Annotated in this window: 13 protein-coding genes; 10 read left to right on the forward strand and 3 right to left on the reverse strand. The window is 52.0% G+C overall.

The features are described 5' to 3' along the window. Nucleotides 1-942: 942 nt before the first annotated feature. From hpsA to H6F91_RS12100, 4 genes are all read left to right on the forward strand, one after another. On the forward strand, nucleotides 943-5,913 hold the full coding sequence (gene hpsA, locus H6F91_RS12085) for a hormogonium polysaccharide biosynthesis protein HpsA (protein WP_190773542.1): 4,971 nt from the start codon (nucleotides 943-945) through the stop codon (nucleotides 5,911-5,913). A gap of 120 nt (nucleotides 5,914-6,033) precedes the next feature. Then, the gene (locus tag H6F91_RS12090; RefSeq protein WP_190773541.1) at nucleotides 6,034-6,927 is read left to right on the forward strand and encodes a type II secretion system protein; all 894 of its coding nucleotides are present in this window, start codon (nucleotides 6,034-6,036) and stop codon (nucleotides 6,925-6,927) included. A 68-nt stretch (nucleotides 6,928-6,995) separates the two neighbouring features. After that, nucleotides 6,996-8,003: a prepilin-type N-terminal cleavage/methylation domain-containing protein gene (locus tag H6F91_RS12095; RefSeq protein WP_190773540.1), complete on the forward strand. Its 1,008-nt coding sequence runs from the start codon at nucleotides 6,996-6,998 to the stop codon at nucleotides 8,001-8,003. An 81-nt stretch (nucleotides 8,004-8,084) separates the two neighbouring features. Continuing rightward, nucleotides 8,085-8,621 (forward strand): prepilin-type N-terminal cleavage/methylation domain-containing protein, encoded by a 537-nt coding sequence (locus H6F91_RS12100; RefSeq protein ID WP_190773539.1) that lies wholly within the window; start codon nucleotides 8,085-8,087, stop codon nucleotides 8,619-8,621. A 212-nt stretch (nucleotides 8,622-8,833) separates the two neighbouring features. Here H6F91_RS12100 and dnaG read toward each other — a convergent pair whose 3' ends face one another. Then, nucleotides 8,834-10,771, reverse strand: coding sequence for a DNA primase (gene dnaG, locus H6F91_RS12105; protein ID WP_190773538.1), 1,938 nt, complete (start codon nucleotides 10,769-10,771; stop codon nucleotides 8,834-8,836). Between the two features lie 399 nt (nucleotides 10,772-11,170). Here dnaG and H6F91_RS12110 point away from each other — a divergent pair, with 399 nt between their 5' ends. Beyond that, nucleotides 11,171-12,517: an N-acetylmuramoyl-L-alanine amidase gene (locus H6F91_RS12110; protein WP_190773537.1), complete on the forward strand. Its 1,347-nt coding sequence runs from the start codon at nucleotides 11,171-11,173 to the stop codon at nucleotides 12,515-12,517. Between the two features lie 194 nt (nucleotides 12,518-12,711). On the opposite strand, the gene H6F91_RS12115 is transcribed toward H6F91_RS12110, so the two are convergent. Continuing rightward, nucleotides 12,712-13,218: a pentapeptide repeat-containing protein gene (locus tag H6F91_RS12115; RefSeq protein WP_190773536.1), complete on the reverse strand. Its 507-nt coding sequence runs from the start codon at nucleotides 13,216-13,218 to the stop codon at nucleotides 12,712-12,714. 58 nt (nucleotides 13,219-13,276) lie between these two features. On the opposite strand from H6F91_RS12115, the gene H6F91_RS12120 reads away from it, so the two are divergent. After that, a complete protein-coding gene (locus tag H6F91_RS12120) occupies nucleotides 13,277-13,765 on the forward strand; it encodes a YraN family protein (RefSeq protein WP_190773535.1) in 489 nt (162 codons plus the stop codon). Nucleotides 13,766-13,896: 131 nt separating this feature from the next. Here H6F91_RS12120 and H6F91_RS12125 read toward each other — a convergent pair whose 3' ends face one another. Continuing rightward, complete coding sequence (locus H6F91_RS12125; protein WP_190773534.1) at nucleotides 13,897-14,121, reverse strand: hypothetical protein; 225 nt, start codon at nucleotides 14,119-14,121, stop codon at nucleotides 13,897-13,899. Nucleotides 14,122-14,415: 294 nt separating this feature from the next. Here H6F91_RS12125 and purC point away from each other — a divergent pair, with 294 nt between their 5' ends. The 4 genes from purC to fabZ all read left to right on the forward strand — a co-directional run bounded on the left by purC (nucleotide 14,416) and on the right by fabZ (nucleotide 19,054). Continuing rightward, nucleotides 14,416-15,144, forward strand: a complete 729-nt coding sequence (gene purC, locus H6F91_RS12130) for a phosphoribosylaminoimidazolesuccinocarboxamide synthase (RefSeq protein WP_190773533.1) — start codon at nucleotides 14,416-14,418, stop codon at nucleotides 15,142-15,144. A gap of 146 nt (nucleotides 15,145-15,290) precedes the next feature. Continuing rightward, nucleotides 15,291-17,552 carry a BamA/TamA family outer membrane protein gene (locus H6F91_RS12135; RefSeq protein WP_347280033.1) on the forward strand — a complete coding sequence of 754 codons (2,262 nt, stop codon included), beginning with the start codon at nucleotides 15,291-15,293 and terminating at the stop codon, nucleotides 17,550-17,552. Between the two features lie 96 nt (nucleotides 17,553-17,648). Next, nucleotides 17,649-18,479, forward strand: coding sequence for a UDP-3-O-acyl-N-acetylglucosamine deacetylase (gene lpxC / locus H6F91_RS12140; protein WP_190773549.1), 831 nt, complete (start codon nucleotides 17,649-17,651; stop codon nucleotides 18,477-18,479). A gap of 41 nt (nucleotides 18,480-18,520) precedes the next feature. Continuing rightward, on the forward strand, nucleotides 18,521-19,054 hold the full coding sequence (gene fabZ, locus H6F91_RS12145) for a 3-hydroxyacyl-ACP dehydratase FabZ (RefSeq protein WP_190773532.1): 534 nt from the start codon (nucleotides 18,521-18,523) through the stop codon (nucleotides 19,052-19,054). Nucleotides 19,055-19,119 lie beyond the last annotated feature (65 nt).

Below are 19,119 nucleotides of genomic sequence, written 5' to 3' on the forward strand. Positions count from 1 at the left end.
CATCAAAGCCAAGAGTTCACGCCCGTAGGGCGTGAACTCTTGGCTTTGATGCCCGAAAACCGCGCGCCAAAGGCGCGCGGTTTTCGGGCCTGATTTCAAAATGAGAATTGCTGCTTTAAAAAGATTGATTTCCTATGCCCAAAGGGTATAGGAAATCAATCTTTTTAAAGGGATTCTTAAATGACTGTTGCCTGCCAGGTTAAGGCGTGTCCTCTATGAGGAAGCCTTCTAGCTTGGCAGTCTTTCTAATGTAAATTTGGCGCTGAAGGGTTTAAACACCTTGGCGGAAGCTGTGTCACTGCGATGCCCGCCAAGATGAATGCTAAAGATCCGGGGGAACCCGGAGGCCATCCTCAAGAAACATTAGATTTCATAGTCAATACAGCTGATCCGGATTATTTTGTGAATTCTCAGCGAAAAAAACATCATTTTTTTGAGGATCCCTGATCGCTTCCCGGTGTCTGCCGGGTAACATAGTTTGCATCCATTGGGCTACATTTTGTTATCTTTCTCGACAGAAAGTAAAAATTGGGAGGGCGCAAGCTCTTCCGTCGTAGATTCCCTCGGTTTGCATGCAATGCGTCTCTGTGAAGGGTTTTACCAGTTTTCTTAACCCGATTTATATGAATTGGGTGCCGTGACTGGAATTTCCTATTACTAATTCGTTTCTCTCTGTAGCGCCTTCTCGAGCATCTCGATTACCCTTTGGGTAGATGCAGAATTAAAGCGTCTTATACAATTGTTTTCCCTGGTTCCTGTTGATTATCGTGGTTTCTCGTCTGTCCAGGTTTATTGCCTGGTTCTGGCGTTTGGCCTTTGTGTTACATGGCTTTTAACTGCATAGATGCCAGTTTCACAAGCCTGATCCCCATCGATTCACAGGGTTCTTATGTTTCAACCCTGGTTGTAGACTACCTGAAATTCCCGTTGTAGGAAGGCAATATGTCAACCCGCAAGTTCATCCGAGCCATTCAGGCAACTTCGTCACAGTTCTCGAGAGTGGTTGCAAATTTAACGCGATCGCTTATGCAGGGCCTGCTGCGAGGGTTGCTAAGTTTGGGCCGACAACCAGCCTACGGTCGATCTGGTTTTGTCCTGCCCACCACCGTTTTGTTAATTATGGTGGTTTTGCTGACGGTCGGTTCAATTGTCTTCCGTACCTACAATCGCACTACCGAAACCATTAGTGAACGTCAGCAGCGTGTTATTTATAACGCGGCTACTCCTGCCGTAGACCGGGCAAGAGCCAAGCTAGAATTTCTTTTCGATAAAGAACGGGAAGTTCGTTATCCCGGTGGTGTTCCTAGTGAAAACGTGTTGCTAGGTCTGATGCTCAACGGGGCCACCATTGGTAGCACGACGATTCCGGCTTTCCCAGGTGGCCCTGACCCTTACACCTTCAGGGACGAACAGCGTATCAATATAGGGACCTCCTATCCCGGTGACGCGGGGCCGGATAATGCCTGGCGTTATCGGGCTGATACCGACGGAGATGGTACGCCTGATGCCACCGTGGTTTACTCCATCGCTATGCGGCTTGATGCGGCTAACCAACTCTCCAACGCTACAAACCAGCGTATTAGTGCACGAGCCTCGAGTCTGCTCGTGCGTAATACTCCCCTAAGCGCAGCAACTCAGGGAAACCCTCTCTGTGCAACAAATACGGGTGCGGTTCTGCCCCAACAGGGTTGGATTCCTGGAGAAAACAATACATCGAAGCTGTTTAAAACCTTCCAGGTGGACGCCTACGTATTGCCCGATCGCCAGGGACAATCGATTGCCACTTTAGAGATGCAGATGGATCGTCAGATCGACCGGGGGAACAAGTGGGGAGCCTGGTTCCGCAATGACCTGGAGATTTACCCCGGTGCTCCGTTCAACTGGAACGGGGCCATGCATACGGAAGGTAGTCTAATGGTGGCAAATACAAACTTTACCGCCTACATGATCAGCGACCCGGATTCCTGTCTCTACACCGAAGATGCATCGGAAATCACAGTTGCGAAATATCCCGCAGATGGTACCTATGGGCCTTTCCGGGGTGAGTTTATCGCTGGCAGTATGCGGGACGATACGGGAAGCGGGACTAGCCGATTTGATGGTACAGGATATTTCCACTTATGGGATGGGGTACGGCGTAACCCGATCGGAGCAAATGCTAATCCGCCTCCTGCGGTAGCCCGCTTAACGCCTGGTGATCAATCGGTTGCTCCTGCACCAGGTGCTGGCCCCACAGACTATGCCCTTGATCCCGTTGTTATGCAGACGAAGGGGATATCTCAGCACCGAACTCCGACGGTTGTCAATACGCCTCGTCCTGCTAGTTGGGAAAATGGTCAAAAAGCTCTTTTGCGCCTGATCACCCCCGATAATGCTACCCAAGTTCCTCTGGTGGATGATACCTTCCGGGCTGATAATCGCTATGGTCCCAAACCAAAATACGGTGATCTAGATCTCCCGCCCGGTTCGTATGGAACCGAAATCCCCAGCACAGACTTAAAGCTGATTAGTGATAGCCCAGGGTCCGGCGAAAGTGCTGAGGCAGTGGGTCTCGATGGGTACTGGGAACGGCGTGCTCGAGTTGAAGGTTTACGTTTGATTGTGGGTCAACGTCTAGAACTCGGTGATCCCGCTGGATGGGGCGGCCCCATTCTGAAGGCTGGAGACCCTAGTGATCTGGATCGGGAAGCTCTTCGTCCTTTCCAGACCTGTTCTGATGTAGCTAACGCTCCCAACGGCAACCGTTGTAGTGAAGCTCGCCAACGCCGCGCGCTCTGGGATAACCTGGCAGCGGTTCAGGCCATGGCCGTTTACCATGCCAGTTCGGGTGACCTGGATCGTCCCGTCGCCTGTATGGCATCTACCGTGCATCCGGGAACAGCAGGTACTTTAGAGCGCAGTTCTACCTTCGAGAACCTGGCGTTGGGTTTGCCAGCTTCTGCTTTTGGTACCGGTAACGAATACCTGGAAGCCAATACCCCGATCATTAGTAACTTCTTCCAGGGACGGGGTACCAATGGTTGGGAGTTTGAGTTCAAAGACACCTACCTCGCGGACTATAACAACCCCAACTCGGCTTTACGAATTGCCCTGCGCAACCTGGCACAATATGCCGGTGATCCTTTAGGGGGTGCCCCTTCCTTTACTCCAGTTCAAGATCGGCTTGGGGTTCACCCATTCCCATCCATGGCGATGTGGGGTGACTTTTCAACCCTGCGTCGAGCCCTGAACTTAATTGAGCCAACCTCATTGAATGGGGAGGGACGTAGCTACGCCAGCCTCAGTCCTGCTGATAAAACCACTCTCCATACGGCTACCTGTATGTTGGGGATGCTGGCTTACAACCTGGACTATCTAGCGAAGTTCAACCCATCTGCTCCTGCGCTTCAGCCCATTATGGGTACGGCTTATGCTAACCGTGCCGCTGAGAACGCAGCCAGGGATGCCAACCCTGCACAGTACTATAGTGGACTGCGCGGTGCCCTCCGAGCTTTGGTTGTCGGTACTTCTCCTTTGGGAGCTGTTGAGGGTATTAATGACGCTATCCTTACCGATGTTGTTGACCCGAATGGTTCTACTAGCACCCGATTTATTGGGGCGGGTGTCGATGATGCCATTGGCGGTAGTAAGGTCAACCAGCCGGATACTTACATTCGCTTGCTAGAACGCTGGCGCGATGCAACTCCAGCTACAGGTGCGGGTCCAGCGATCGGTACGTCTGGAGTCGCTCCAACCCGAGCTCAGTTAAATCAGTACATTGCTCTGGCTCAATTAATTGCGACCAAAGAGCAAGTTGCACGCGATCGCAGTTGGGGCTTTTATAAAGCAACCGATCCTGCTACCGCTGCTGAGACTCTAAGCAGAGACCATGCCAGCATTACTGGTCAAGGCATTTCTGGAACCTATGGTCCTCTCACCAACCCTGTCGAGGGTTGTTACGGGATGCGTGGGTCGACTGGAAATGGTGGAGTTGGGGACTCTATACGCTTTCTCTGTTCCTGGAGACCCCGCTATCCAATCCTCTTTAGCCTGTTTCCCGCTGAAGGTTTTGCAAATAGTCCCTTCCGAGCTTCCCATGGCGACGTAGATCAGCCTTTTGCAAACGGAGGTGCACAGTTCACCCGAGATGCAGTAGATAGTGATAGTGCTGGCGAGTCACAAACCTACATCGCAACAGTGAATGCTGGAAGGCGGTATCAGGTCATTACCCAGGCCCAAATGGCTTCTTTGATCTCTAATCCTCGGCCTAACCCGGCATCCTGGAGGCTCCCCATTGGGACAGCCGCGAACCCAGGTGGTGGTACGCCGCTCTCTCCCACTGACACCCTGATTAAGGTCTGCTTTAACAATGCGACCGTTGAGAATCAAGTCTGTTTAGCCCGGAGTAGTGGTTTCGGTGCTCCCACTTCGTCTACATCGGGACCAGGCAACCAAACGGTGACGGGTGAACAATACTTGCGGGTGCCCTTTAAGGATTCAGCCTTCTTCAACGGCCGGGAGATGATGAATGTCCGGGCACTGGATGTCAACCTCAATTTCATACGGCAGGAAACTCGATCGCTAACAGGTGATACCTGGTTGCCTAAGAGTGGGATTGTCTATGCCTTCCGTGAAGATGCTGTTTCTGAAAACAACATTGTTCGCCGCAAGAGCGCAAACGTAGATTGGGAAGACTGTAATACGGAAGTCAATCTGCGAACAAATACAAACTGCCGGATGTTTGTCAGCACCAGCGCCTTTGCGTCTGTTGACCCACCGCTTGCTGAGAACCTGATTTCGGCCAAGCCTGTTGATTACTATGCTGATCCTGACCGCCGTCCTAATGGCTTCCGGCTCCGCCAGGGTGAAGATCTCCGCCGTACCGGTGATGATGGCCGTGGCCTATCCTTTATCTCCGATAACCCGGTCTATATTCAGGGCAGCTTCAACTTGCATAACAGCGCGACCAACCCGGCAGAAGAGTTTGAACAGCCTGCAGGTGATAACTTTGCCAACTTCTATGGCCGGTCAACCTTCAATGGGGCTTTTGCGTCCATTGACGGAGATTCCTGGCGGCCCAGCGAGGTGGTAGCAGATGGCATCACGATTTTGTCCAATGCATTTTGTGACGGCAGTGTGTATGACGGTCTCACCGACACCTACAATCGCACCCGCTATAACTGCAATGGAACGACGTCCTCGTACCAGAACCAGAACATACCTCAGTCTATTCCTAATGGCGCGAGTCCTGTAACACCGGGTTTGAGATGGACCCATGCTTATGTCGCAGATGGTTTAGGCTACGCAGCCAATGCCTCTGATACAAATTATCGAGAAGGGGATTCGCCATTTTACATCTCTCCCAATGGCAACCCCTGGAGAGCCCTGCCCATCAATGCTCAGGCACAAGAGCCCATCTATAACGGGGCCTACGTCAACTTCACGGAGGATAAAAACCCCACGAGGCCAGGTCCATTCTGTGGTCAGCGGGTCAATGCCATTATCGTGAGTGGTTTGGTTCCCTCGCGAGCCGGTAACTCCTACGGTGGGTTGCACAACTTCCCGCGGTTTTTAGAAGACTGGACGAACTGTAACCTGTTTATCTCAGGTTCTCTAATTCAGTTGAACTTTAGTACCTATGCAACAGGTCCCTATGACCAGGATGCTTGGGAAGTTGGTTCTACACCTACCCCCGGAGGAAGCTTGCCTCGGGAAGGTATTGCCTACTACGACGCTCCCAATCGTATTTGGGGTTATGACGTGGGTCTGCAATATGCCCCTGCTGGCCCTGTTGCTCGCCGTTTTACCTCCCTGTCTCCGACGCGGAACGAGTTCTACTCAGAACCTCCTGCTGACGACGCTTACATGACCACCTTGCTAAGTGGGGTTTGTGCATCTAACCCCAGCCCACGACCGGCCCGCTGTCAGTCGTAAAGACACCTGGAACGGTGGATGCTTGGTGAACCATGTTCCTGAGCATTCACCGTTTGATGAAGCATACAACTCTAGAGATAGGCGATCGGGGCTTACCCGACCAAGATGGAGGATGGTCAGATGTTAGGAACGCTAAAGCAGTGGAAGACATTACCGGGGAGGATGACAAAGCTGAATGCTTCAGCTGCGAAACCTTCAACGGAGGCTGGTTTAACCCTATTGGAGTGTTTGATTGCGATCGCTGTGATCGGTATTACTGCCTCGTTGATTTTACCTCCGCTGTTTTTGTCGGCTGGTACTCGGGTTCAGAACCGCCGAGCTGAACAGGCATTTCAACTGGCGCAAGAAGAAATTAACCGCCTGCAAAGCATGGTTACTAACGAGCAACACCAGGTGAGCCGTTTGCCGGCTGCTGCGACAACTGGGTATTTTCGCAATAACCAACAGTCCGCTTCGATCCAAAATGTACCGCCACCGAGAGGAGGATGGTGGCGCTCAAAAATACGCTCTACCACCGCTTCCTGCAGCAATAACTATGTTCCCTTCAATCCTTCGCCTAACGCGGTAAACACTGCAGTTGACATAGTGCCTGTAAACCAGGTTTTGGCTATTGATGTAGATGGGGACTGTCAACCCGACTTCTTTATGCAGGAATTCCGGGATTTTGGTACTTATTCAGATCTCGAGATGGGGGCATCTCCTGTAGCCGCTCCTCCTTCGACCGCTCGGCCTACGGTTTTTCGGGTTGTGGTGCGTGTCTACTCAAATGTTCCCAACCGTACGAATAGTTGGGGCAGTATGACAACACCGGTGCTCCCAGCATCCTTACAATTCACTAGAGGCGAGGGTAACCAGCGGGAACGCCCCCTGGCAGTGATGAGCTCTTTGATTACCTGGAGTAGTTCCCAATTCGCTTCCTGTAGTTTGCAATATCACGTGGCTAGCGAAAATGGTCTGACATTGCCAACCGAAGTTACTAACCGTTGCAGAGGAGATGTTGCCCAAATTCCGTAACCTATTCCTGGGTACCTGATTCTGCTGGTTAGCTTTGCATCAATCCTCACTTACCCTTTCCTCGATCTATGAAACGCTTCTTCCAATCTGGGTTGCGAACACTGCTGAAGATTTCTCGGCCAAGCATTCGAGGGTTTACCCTGACAGAGCTTCTGATTGTTGCGATTGTTGGTAGCATGATTATTTCCGGGCTGTTAACCCTGGTCGTGCAACTGATGACCACAGATCGCCAGGAAAATGTGCGGTTGGAAACGAACCGTGAAATGCAGATGGCCCTTGACTACATGTCTAATGAACTCAAGGAAGCGGTTTATGTCTATACTGGCCATTGCCTGATGGCTCAGGGTAATACTTCTGACACAAGCCTTGCTTGTACAGGAACTCAAGCCATTGGTAATCCAGGGGGCGCTATTTTCCCTAATACGATTGCCAGTAGTACTGACGTGCCTGTTCTTGTGTTCTGGAAACAAAAGCCACTTCCTCCGGAGGTTCGGGCTCTGTGTACGGGGGGAACTGGAACTCCACCGTCAATCGGCGGAGCACCTGTTCCTTGTTCGACAGCGAGTTCCTACGCCCTTGTCGTTTACTCCCTGAGTACAGACAACCCCAATAATACCTGGCGTGGTGGGGCTCGAATTAAACGTTATGAGCTGCAGGAGTTTTCTTCTGCAACGGCTCGAACTCCGGGATACATTCCTCCTCAGGGGAATGACGATAGCATTAATTTCCGCGACTGGCCTTATGCAACAGCATCTGCTCGGGCTGGAGGCGTGCCAGCCGTCTTAGTAGACTTTGTAAATGGAGTACCAGCCGCGAATGGCGTGGGAGGAACTTGTCCTGGTGGATATAGCATGTCCCCCCGGCCTGAGGCCCTTGCGAATGCTGGTAACGTAAACAACAACCTACGCAGTTTTTATGCCTGTGTTTCCCCCGCAGGCGCGGGTCGGAGCCAGGATGTACTCATTTTTCTCCAGGGTAATATTGCTGGACGGATGCGTGGTCCCTCACCCCGTGATGGTCAATTAACAACGCTGCAAACGCGGGTTGCGACTCGGGGTGTGCTAAATGGCAATTGATTTGAAGTAACCGCGTGGTCAAAGACCATTTCAATTTTCCTGAACGTCCTGGTGTTGAAGGTGATCTGGAGGGTTTGCCCAATGCTGAAATTCCAACGAAACCAATCCACAACAACAGCTGGCTTTACTCTCCCAGAAGTGTTGATTGTGGTTGTGATGGCAGGTATTCTTGCGCTAATTGCGAGCCCAAGTTGGGTCTCTCTGGTCAATAACCGACGGGCCAGTTCAGTTCGGGATGAAGTGATTCAAGTGATTCGGCAGGCTCAGGAGCAAGCAGAGCGCGATCGCCAAGTCCGTACAGTAACCCTGAAGACCAACACTGACCCCCCTACGATTCAGGTTCAAGGTCAAGCTGCTGAAAGTCTTGGAGGAGACGGGATTCCAAGAAATATTTTAAGGGTGAGACCCAATGTCACAACTAATGACACAGGCGATACAGTAACATCGAACGGCGATACATTGACTCTTCGGTACAATGCGACTGGTGCCCTGGATTCTCTCCCACTTTCCCCTACGATTATTACCGTTGCTGTTGGCAATTCTCGCCGCTGCGTCGAAATTCAAAATCTACTTGGCACAATACGAACTTTAGAGGGCAATGAGTGCCCAGCTTTGTAGAGTATATTCAACCTATCCAAATAGAATGGCGCTTCGCCAAGCGAAGCGCCATTTTATTTGAGGCGTTTTCAAGTGCAGGGCAGCGCGTGGCACTCGAAAACGCCCTTAACCCGAACTCAAGTTTATAGCGCTGTACACGTTGATTAAGTACGGTGGTGTGGGGCACTTCGTGCCCCACACCACCGTACTTAACGCATTTGCACATTGCAATATTACGACTGTAATCCTTGATAAAACTCTCCTACCCAGGGAATTTGAACCAGATCCTCGAAGGAAATTGAGCGTTGTTGCCGATCCAGCTCATCAATGCGTTGGTTCTCTCGGTAAATCTGTTGTTGGTAGGTGCGGCTTAGGTCGGGATCCGCAGTACAGTCTGTTTGTTGCCAGAGATCTAGAAAATGGCGGCGGCGCTTCTCGCACATGACTCGCTCCATACAGGCGATCACTGTTCGGATGACCAGCGGTGCCCGAAGTAAGTCTCGTTCGCTTTTCTCATCCAATTGAAACAGCGGCAGAATTTGCCCCAGACGCTCGGGGTGTTCCAGACAACGATCTTGCAAAAGATCGATCAAGTCGGGGCTGCTGTCAGGGGCAGCGTTGGTCTCAATGTCATTGACTTGTTGCCACAGGAAGCGGTGATGTCCAATGCTGAACTCCACATCGGCCGTATCCAAAGCTTCCCGGATTTGAGGGCGGGCTCCTGGCCAATGCAAGTACAGCCGGAGCAATTGCGATTCAGACTCTTCAAGTAGGGTGCGATCGCTTGGAGTTTGCCACTTCTGCGACTTACCATGCCAGCGCTGGCCCCGTACCTGGGTCCGCAAATCGCTTTCCAATTGGACAGCCAATCGTGCGTTGCCCTGGCTTAACCAGCCGGCACAACGATGGATATAGTGCGTGCGCAGAGACGCATTAGGCAGGTCGCCCAACAGTTGGGCGATCGCCTGAATCCCCTCTTGAAATTGATCGGGTTGATTGAGGTCCTTGTCAGCTAAAACCCGCTGAATTTGCCAATCTAACCACAGGGGAGCGTCGTTCAGCAGGTTTTGATAGTCAATGGTGGTGTGGGTACGGAGGAATTCATCGGGGTCTTTCCCCTGAGGAATGGTAAGGATGCGCAGTTGAACTTCGCCTTTGTATGCCAGGTCTGCGAGCTCTCCAATGGCGCGATCGGCAGCCTTCTGACCTGCGGTATCCGCATCAAAGTTAAACACGACCTGCTTCGATTCGCTGTAGCGCAGGAGTTGCTTGATCTGAGCCACGTTTAGGGCGGTGCCCAGGGAGGCAACGACATTGGTGATACCCGCTGCGTGTAAAGCAATCACGTCGAAGTAGCCCTCGACAATGACAGCTCGGTCGTCTTTGGCGATCGCCCCCCGAGCCTTATCTAGAGCAAATAGCGTCTTGCTTTTGTCAAACAGTTCTGTTTCGGGGGAATTGAGGTATTTGGGCTGCTCATCGGTAAGGGTACGCCCACCGAAGCCAATGACCCGACTTTGCAGGTCATGGATAGGGATCATCAAGCGATTACGAAATCGATCATAATAGCCGCCTCCCCCTTGGCGCGGCACAATCAACCCGGCCTTCTCCACCAACTCGACAGGGTAACGCCGCTGGTCAATCAGGTAGCCGTAGAGCGTTTGCCAACCTGCCGGAGCATAGCCCAGTTGAAATTGCCGAATCGTTTCGAGCTGAAGCATACGCTGCTCTGTGAGGTAGGCCAGTGCATCGCTGCCCTCAGCCTGAAAGAGCGCGTGTTCGTAGAAGGTTGCTGTAACCGCCAGGATCTCGTAGAGCTGCTCTCGCAGGGATAGCTTCCGCTGAAGCTCTTGCCGTTGTTCTGGCTCTAAAGTTTTGACAGGTACCTGATAGCGGCGGGCTAACTCCAAAACCACATCAGCAAAGGATTGTTTGCCCAACTCCATCAAAAACTTAATCACATTCCCCCCTGCTCCGCAGGAAAAGCAGTAATAGAACTGCTTTGTGGGACTTACGCTAAAACTTGGGGACTTGTCATCGTGGAAGGGGCATAATCCGACAAAATCTTTGCCCTGCTTTCGCAAAACGACGTGTTCCGACACCACATCGACGATATCAGCCCGTTGTTTGACCTGTTCGATCGTGTCTGCATGCAGGCGGGGAACACTCATGGGAGAAGTAAATTTAACAAGGGGAAATAAAGAGAAAGGGCGGCACCTTAAACCGGATGATACAAGGTAGATCTATTTTGGCGCGGATTGAACCGATGTGAAAGATTCCCGAAGTCATTCTGAGGCGATGAAACCAGTGTATTTTGGAAAATCGCAAGGCTTCTCCAAAATCTCCTCCGCAAGCTTCAGCGATTTTCGTTCTGAAGCGAGTACGCGAGGGCGATCGCCTTCCGACGTCAACGTTCCCAGGAATTTGGGGAACAAAGCCGAGAAAATTGGATCAACGCCCTAAATTTTCGCTAATGTAGCGTGTTTAGATCCATTCCCCGTATGGACACGTGGTGCGCTAATCGAAGACCCCGTGAACCAATTAAACCCGAATGATGAGGATAAAGTGATATGGCGACAGGACGTATTTTTATTTCCGCTGGCCACGGGGGGCGCGAGGGAGCCGGGATTGATCCGGGTATCATCGCGGGGGATACCACGGAAGCCCGGGAAATGATCCTGACGCGAGATCTGGTGGTAACGGAGCTGCGATCGCGGGGCTTTGAGGTATTCTCCGTTCCCGATGATCTGAGTGCGGCGCAAACCATTGCCTGGATTAACGCCCGTGCTATCAACCTTGATGTGTCACTAGAGATTCACGCCGATGGCTCCAGCAATCCCACGGTACGCGGAGCCACGGTCTTCTACATCAGCAATAATGAGCAGCGTAAGTCCCATGCAGAACTGATGCTGCTGGCGTTGTTACGGCGCGTGCCTCAGTTGCCCAGCCGGGGGTCTCGCCCAGATACGGATGCGGGTACTGGTATGATCGCCTTCTGCCGCCAATTGGTATGCCCCTCGTTGCAAATGAACGTGGGCTTTCTAACCAGCCCTGACGATCGCCGCATTATTCAAACCCAACGGCGGGATGTCGCACTGGGGATTTCTGACGGTTTAGCCTCCTGGAGTCGGGCGGTGGCTGGAAATAATGGAGGGGTAACCTATTCCCCCATTGCTATCAGTATCAACGGTGGGATTTATGCTGAACAGGGCATCATCGTGAACGGAAATGCCTACATCCCCGTTGATCTGGTCGATCGGCTGGGGGTGGATATTTCTCAGAACACCACGATTGTTCGGATGACCTACCGCAACGTCGTTTATATCAAAGCGGTAGACCTACGAACCTACGGTGTTGCTGTCACGTGGGATGCGGTCAGTCGCACGGTCATTCTCCGCAATAACCTGATTTGCCCGGGGCAAATTGATCGCATTATGGGTAACGGAGCTACCTCAGAAGTGCAATTGCTCATGTTCCTCAAAAGTAACAATGAGGATGCTGTTATTACCTATCCCGATTTGCCCAAACTCTACCGGGAAGAAGCCGCCATTGAGAGTGTGAACTACGATATCGCCTTCTGTCAGATGTGTGTGGAAACAAACTATTTACGCTTTGGAGGCGGTCTACGGCCTGAGCAAAACAATTTTGGTGGCTTGGGAGATGTCGCAGGCAAGCCAGATGGTGCTAGCTTTCCCAGTGCTCGGATTGGAGTACGCGCACATATTCAACACCTCAAAGCTTATGCCAGCACAATTCCTCTGGTGCAGGCTGTGGAAGACCCTCGCTTTGCCTTTGTCGCCAGGGGTATTGCGCCCCTGGTGAGCCAACTGAGTGGCCGCTGGTCAGCAGAAGCTGACTATGGCGATAGGATCATGGCAATGGTTCGGCGGCTTTACGAAGCATCAGGAATTTTGTAATGCTTTACAATCCGTCGAGATTAGTCCTTCACCACACCGATTCTGACAGGTGAGATGTGGCGGGTGAAGCTTGCTACATCTCACCTGTCAGAATCGATGAGGCTACGGCTTAAGTTCGTCACCTATTTTTTGTGTAGGGTGCTTCGCACCCTACACAAAAAATAGGTGATACATTTACGCCTGAGTGTACTGTACTAGTAACACTCTAAAGTGTCGCGGGTTTGTCGTCCGGTGATCGGGTTGGTGCCGTCAGCGATCGCACACAAGGCATCCTGCACATCACTGCGGAGTAGTACCCCAGTAAAATCTGCACCGGTAATACGAGCCCGGTCAAATTTGGCATTAAAGGCGAACGCTCCCTCTAGAACCGCATTGGTGAGGTTGGCGTCAACCAGGCGGGCACTGTCGAGGGTTGCACTGGAGAGATTGGCTCCTGATAGGTTCGCATCCTCCAGGTTAGCGCCGAAGAAGCTGACCCCTTGCAGGTTCGCATTGCTAAAGTCGGTACGGCGCAAGTTTGCCTTCGTAAAACTGGCATCGGTGAGGTTTTGCCCCGAAAAGTTTGCCTCAATCAGCGTTTCTTTGTTGTATTCCAGCGCCAGAGCTGAGGTTCCTGGCAACAAGTTCAACCCAAACAGACAGAGGCCGACCAGGCAAACGCCGGCAACAAACCGAACAATAGGGGAAAGCCGAAAAGACATAGAGGCGTGGGTTAAGGTAGTAAAACTTATAGATGGGGTTTCCCCGATTTTACTGGAAATGGCTTCTTCAGGGCGTTCAGCTTCGTCGTCTACCTCTACCCTTGGTTATCGGGCTGAGGAGCACGTTGGGAAATGGTTGGCCGAAGCAGGATGGGAGCTGTTACATCACCGCTGGCGTTGTCGCTGGGGCGAATTGGACTGGGTTGCCCTAACCCCTAAGCCAGTCAATGCTTCCAACCATAAAGAAAGGGATGCGGTACACCCAGGACGAACACAGCATCAGCCCCTTTCTCAAGAATTAGTCTTTATCGAAGTCAAAGCCCGCCGCCAGGGCAATTGGGATGCTGATGGCTTGCTAGCGATTACCCCTCAAAAGCAGGCTAAGCTCTGGCGAGCTGCCGAATTGTTCCTGGCAGACGATCCCCATTGGGCGACTTTCCCCTGCCGCTTTGATGTCGTGTTGGTTCGAGTTACAGGTAATGCCGCAGAGCGACGAGGTGAACAGCTCGTTATTCAGCAGCATATTCCCAATGCTTTTAGCCTTTAAAAATATCTGTACCTTTAAAGCCCTTGAGAAGAATGGCGAAGGTATTTTCCGCTCAGTGCAGATTGAAAAAGAATAGGGCGGCGCATTGCGCCGCCCTATTCTTTTTCAATCAACAACATAAAGGAGCCATGCTAGGAGTTAAATAACTGTTTACCCGAAGGTTCCAGATGCGCCCAGAGTTCTTGAATCTGGTCATAGGCCTCACGAGGGGTGAGTTTGCCGTTGTTGCCCAAAGCACAGATAAAGCTTACGCGTTGGGAAAAGGTTTGCAGGTCTGCGTTGAACTGAATTGTTTCAGGCCGTGCATCACCATGGTAGGAACTTTGAGGGTAAAGGTATTCTGAGCGATTGGCCATCAAGACAACTCCTTAAGAGCATTTGTTTCTTTAACCTAAGCTTAACTAAAAACTGAACAAAATGCGTTCCGTACAGTTACGGGAAAGTCAACACAATCGCCCCAATAGCCTGCAAGCTCGTATTTGTAGGAGTTCACTCTTGGTTAACTTCCACCTTTGGATAGAAAAGTTGAGGATCGGCTGAATTTAACCTGGCCTTAATCTAAGGGCGATCGCTTTGGCAGGGGCGATCGCGAGATCCCGTCGCCCTCTAGAATAAGGAGCGTTACCCTTGCAGGCTCACGACTCGGCACCATGTCCTCTCCGCAAAAGCTCTACGAAGGCAAAGCTAAAATTCTTTTCCCCACAGACAATCCTGATATCCTGCTGACCATCTTTAAAGATGATGCTACGGCCTTCAATGCGAAGAAGCGTGGCACCATTCAGGGTAAAGGGGTAATTAATTGCCAGATTTCCAGTCATCTGTTTAAGTTGCTGGAGTCTCAGGGCGTCCCTACTCATTACATTGACAGTCCTGCTCCAGGAGAAATGTTGGTTAAGGCTGTAAAGATTGTGCCGTTAGAGGTCGTTGTCAGGAACATTGCAGCGGGGAGTCTCTGTCAACAGACTGGATTGGCAACGGGAACCGTACTCCAGCCCCCATTGGTGGAGTTCTACTACAAAGATGATGCGCTCGGTGATCCCCTCTTAACCGAAGATCGGATTCGAGCGATGAAGGTAGCGACCGACGAACAGGTGCATCAACTGAGAACAATGGCTCAGCAGATCAATAACCTGCTCACTGAGTTTTTTGGAGAGTGTGGAATTACGCTGGTTGACTTCAAGCTGGAATTTGGCCTGGATTCCCAGAACCAAATTTTGTTGGCGGATGAGATCAGCCCGGATACCTGTCGCTTATGGGACCAAGCAGAACCCGACCCCAGTCGTCGTGTGATGGATAAGGATCGATTCCGACATGATCTGGGGGATGTAGAAAATGCTTACCAGCGCGTGCTGGATCGTGTTCTGGCACAGCCCCTCTAAGACGTACCAATCCATGCTGTACAATTGCGAGGGTTTTCTCGGTTGGGGTCTGCTGGTTTGAGTGGGCAACCGTAAAGTCATCCTGATTGCTCCAGGGCAGGCCTTGGTGTGAAAAGGAAATGGTGTGAAAGGGAACAAGAAATAACGTGAAACAGCTTTGGTTTTCTCCGCTTTTACTGGCTCTGGTAACGGTGACCTCCGCACTGGCAAGTTCCCAACCTGCCCGTGCAGATGTCACTTCTTCCGCAGAGGATGCCGTTGCGGTGGAGGCTCCTGCCTTCAAACTGACTGAACCTGTACAGTCTGTAGATGAGCCTCAGACTGCTGCTGAACCTCAGATTGCTGAGCCTCAGGCTGCCGCTGAACCTCAGACTGTAGATGAGCCTCAGATTGCTGAGCCTCAAAGGCTAGCGGCTGCAAGCCCCCTGCCGAATGTAAGCTCTCAAGAGGTTTCCCAGGATAAAATTCGGACGTTGCTTGGGGAAGCGCCATCTGAGGCGATCGCGCCGCCCGAACGTTCTCCCGCCGAGCTATTGCGGATGGATACAGCATCCATTGAAGTGGCTCAGGCTCCTGCCACACCTTCCACTCCAGCTCAGCCCCTGCCCTCGATTGATGAGTTGCCTCCTACAACCGAAACGGCACCGGCTGACCCACGCGTACTGGTAGCTGAAGTGGCCGTGAGCGGAGCAACCGGAGAACTAGAAGATATCGTTTATAACGCTGTTCAGACGACGCCAGGGCAAACCACCAGTCGTTCTCAACTGCAAGCCGATGTCAACGCTATCTTCGCAACCGGATACTTTTCCCGTGCAGAAGCAGTACCCCAAGATACGCCGCTAGGGGTGCGGATCACATTCCAGGTTGTGCCCAACCCGGTTCTGCAGTCTGTAGAAATTCCCGATGCTCAAGTGCTGCCCCAGGAGGTCATCAACGAAGCCTTTGGCGAGCAGTATGGAGAAGTTATTAATCTGAACGAGATTCAGGACGGCATTGATACTCTTTTGCGGTGGTATCAGGAAAATGGCTATGTGCTGGCCCAGGTTGTAGATGCTCCCCGAGTCGGAACTGATGGAACCGTGACCCTGGCCGTTGCGGAAGGGGTGATCGAAGACATTCAGGTTCAGTTTTTGAATGAAGACGGAGAGGCCTTTGACGAAGATGGCGAACCCGTCGAAGGCAAAACCCGTGATTTCATCATCACGCGAGAATTTGAAACCCAGCCTGGGGATGTCTTTAACCAACAGCAAATTGAGCGGGACCTGGCTAGCGCTTTTGCTCTAGGCATTTTTGAAGACCTGCGGATTGCGCTCAACCCAGGAGATAACCCGCAACAGGTGGATGTGATCGTTAATGCCATTGAAGGGCAGACAGGCTCCATCGCGGCTGGGATAGGGGTTAGCTCTGCCAGCGGTTTATTTGGAACAGTGAGTTACCAGGAGCGTAACCTGGGAGGCAATAACCAGCGGCTTTCGGCAGAAGTTCAGGCAGGTGAACGGGATCTGCTGTTCGACTTGAGCTTTACTGACCCCTGGATTGCCGGTGACCCAAACCGTACCTCTTACACTGTGAACGCGTTCAGCCGACGCTCCATTCCACTGGTATTTCAGGGAGGGGAGGATGAGGTGTTCCTGGAGAACGGCGATCGCCCCCGCGTCCGTCGTTTAGGGGGTGGCGTTCGTTTTGGTCGCCCTCTCGAAAATAACTGGCAAGCATCTTTGGGTTTGCAGTACCAGAACATTCGATTGCAAGACTCCGATGGAGACTTGGCTCCCGAAGACGAATTTGGTAACGACCTGAGCTTTAGCGGCGATGGAACAGATGATTTGTTCCTTCTGCAATTTAGTGTTTCTCAAGACCTTCGTAACAACCCGGTTACTCCAACCAGTGGTTCAGTATTGCGGTTGAGTAGTGACCAGTCGATTCCCATCGGCCAGGGCAATATTTTCCTGAACCGTTTGCGTGCTAGCTATAGCTACTTTATTCCTGTCAATATCACTAACTTTTCTGAGGGGCCAGAAACCTTAGCCTTCAACGTTCAGGGTGGGGTTGTTTTGGGTGATTTACCTCCCTACGAAGCCTTCTCTCTAGGAGGAACCGACTCGGTACGGGGGTATGATCCGGGAGATGTCGGAAGTGGTCGCGCCTTTGCACTGGCGACTGTCGAATATCGATTCCCCATCATCTCCATTTTTGGAGGCGCGCTCTTTGCCGACTTCGGTACCGATCTGGGAACCGGAGATGAGGTTCCCGGCGAGCCTGCAGAAATTCGGGGCAAACCTGGCTCTGGATTTGGCTATGGCATTGGGATACGCGTGCAGTCTCCCCTGGGAGCCATTCGTATCGACTATGCCATCAATGATGAAGGGGATAACCAGATCCACTTTGGGATTGGGGAGCGGTTCTAACGCTGGATTCACGCGCAGGGAGAGCATCGCATGGAATCGGCAACTACGGCTATAGCGCATTCGGCTGGTGAAACTTCGTTGCCAGCAGTAGGGATGATGCCGTCCTACGCTCTAGCACACGCTTTTGAACAAGCGGGTATTGGGCTGCACTCGGGTGAGATCGCTCATGTGACGGTAAAGCCCGCTCCGACAAGTGCCGGTCGGGTGTTTGTGCGGGTTGATTTGCCCAATGCCCCTGCGATTCCAGCCCATATCTCCCAGGTCCGACAAACAACATTGTCTACAGAGTTGGCGGTAGGTGATGCTACCGTTCGGACTGTAGAGCACCTGCTGGCGGCTCTAAGCGGGATGGGCATCGCAGATGCGATGATAGAGATTGATGGCCCAGAGGTGCCCCTGTTAGATGGCTCTGCGCTGCCCTGGGTTGAGGCGATCGCCCAGGCGGGACGCACCCCTCAACCGCTACCTCAGCCCGTTATCCTCACGGAACCTCTATGGGTGCGCCACGAGGATGCCTTTGTTGCTGCCCTGCCGGCTCCTGAATTGCGCTTTACCTACGGCATTGATTTTGACCTGCCTGCTATCGGCAACCAGTGGGTGAGCTGGTCACCCCAGCAGGAGTCGTTTGAGCAGGCGATCGCCCCGGCCCGTACCTTTGGCCTGGCTCACCAGATTGAGCATCTGCAAGCTGTGGGTTTAATTAAGGGAGGAAGCCTTGATAATGCTCTGGTCTGTGGTCCGGATGGCTGGCTCAACCCTCCCCTGCGATTTTCAAATGAGCCAGTGCGTCATAAACTTTTAGACTTAGTAGGGGATTTAAGTTTGGTTGGGATATTTCCCCAGGCCCACTATCTGGCCTACAAGGCCAGTCATCAGTTGCATACCCGTCTGGCTCAGCAACTGATTACCTTGATGCCCGTTTTGTAAGCAATCCAGCCGTTTTCCCTGTCTTTTTGAGCGATTCACCCATGTCCATCCTGACTGATTTGCATACCGATATCCAGGCCGACAATCCTCCCCATGTGGGCGAAAAAGAAGCCCCAGCATCCAATCGTGAGCCTTATCCCTGCATATTTTCTGTTGAAGATATTCAGCGGTTGCTGCCCCATCGCTATCCCTTTTCTCTGGTCGATCGCATTATTGAGTTTGTTCCCGAAAAGCGGGCGGTTGGCATTAAGAATGTGACGTTTAATGAGCCTCATTTCCAAGGGCATTTTCCGGGTCGCCCGATTATGCCAGGGGTTCTGATTATTGAGGCTATGGCTCAAGTCGGGGGTGTCGTGCTGACGCAACTGCCTGATATTCCGGTCGGTCTATTCATGTTCGCCGGTATCGATGATGTTCGGTTCCGTCGTCCGGTGGTTCCTGGTGATCAGCTCGTTATGACAGTTGAGCTGTTGCGGATTAAGCATCGCAAGTTTGGCTGGATGGAAGGCCGTGCCGAGGTGGATGGGCAACTAGCAGCCCAGGGTAAATTAATGTTCTCCCTGGTGGATGAGTAACAGACTGGCCTCTGGAGCTGGTTTATTGTTGAATAACCCTCACACGTTTTTGCAGTCCGAAAATC

The sequence above is a fragment of the Leptolyngbya sp. FACHB-8 genome (genome assembly GCF_014695575.1).
Classification (GTDB): Bacteria; Cyanobacteriota; Cyanobacteriia; order Elainellales; family Elainellaceae; genus Vacuolonema.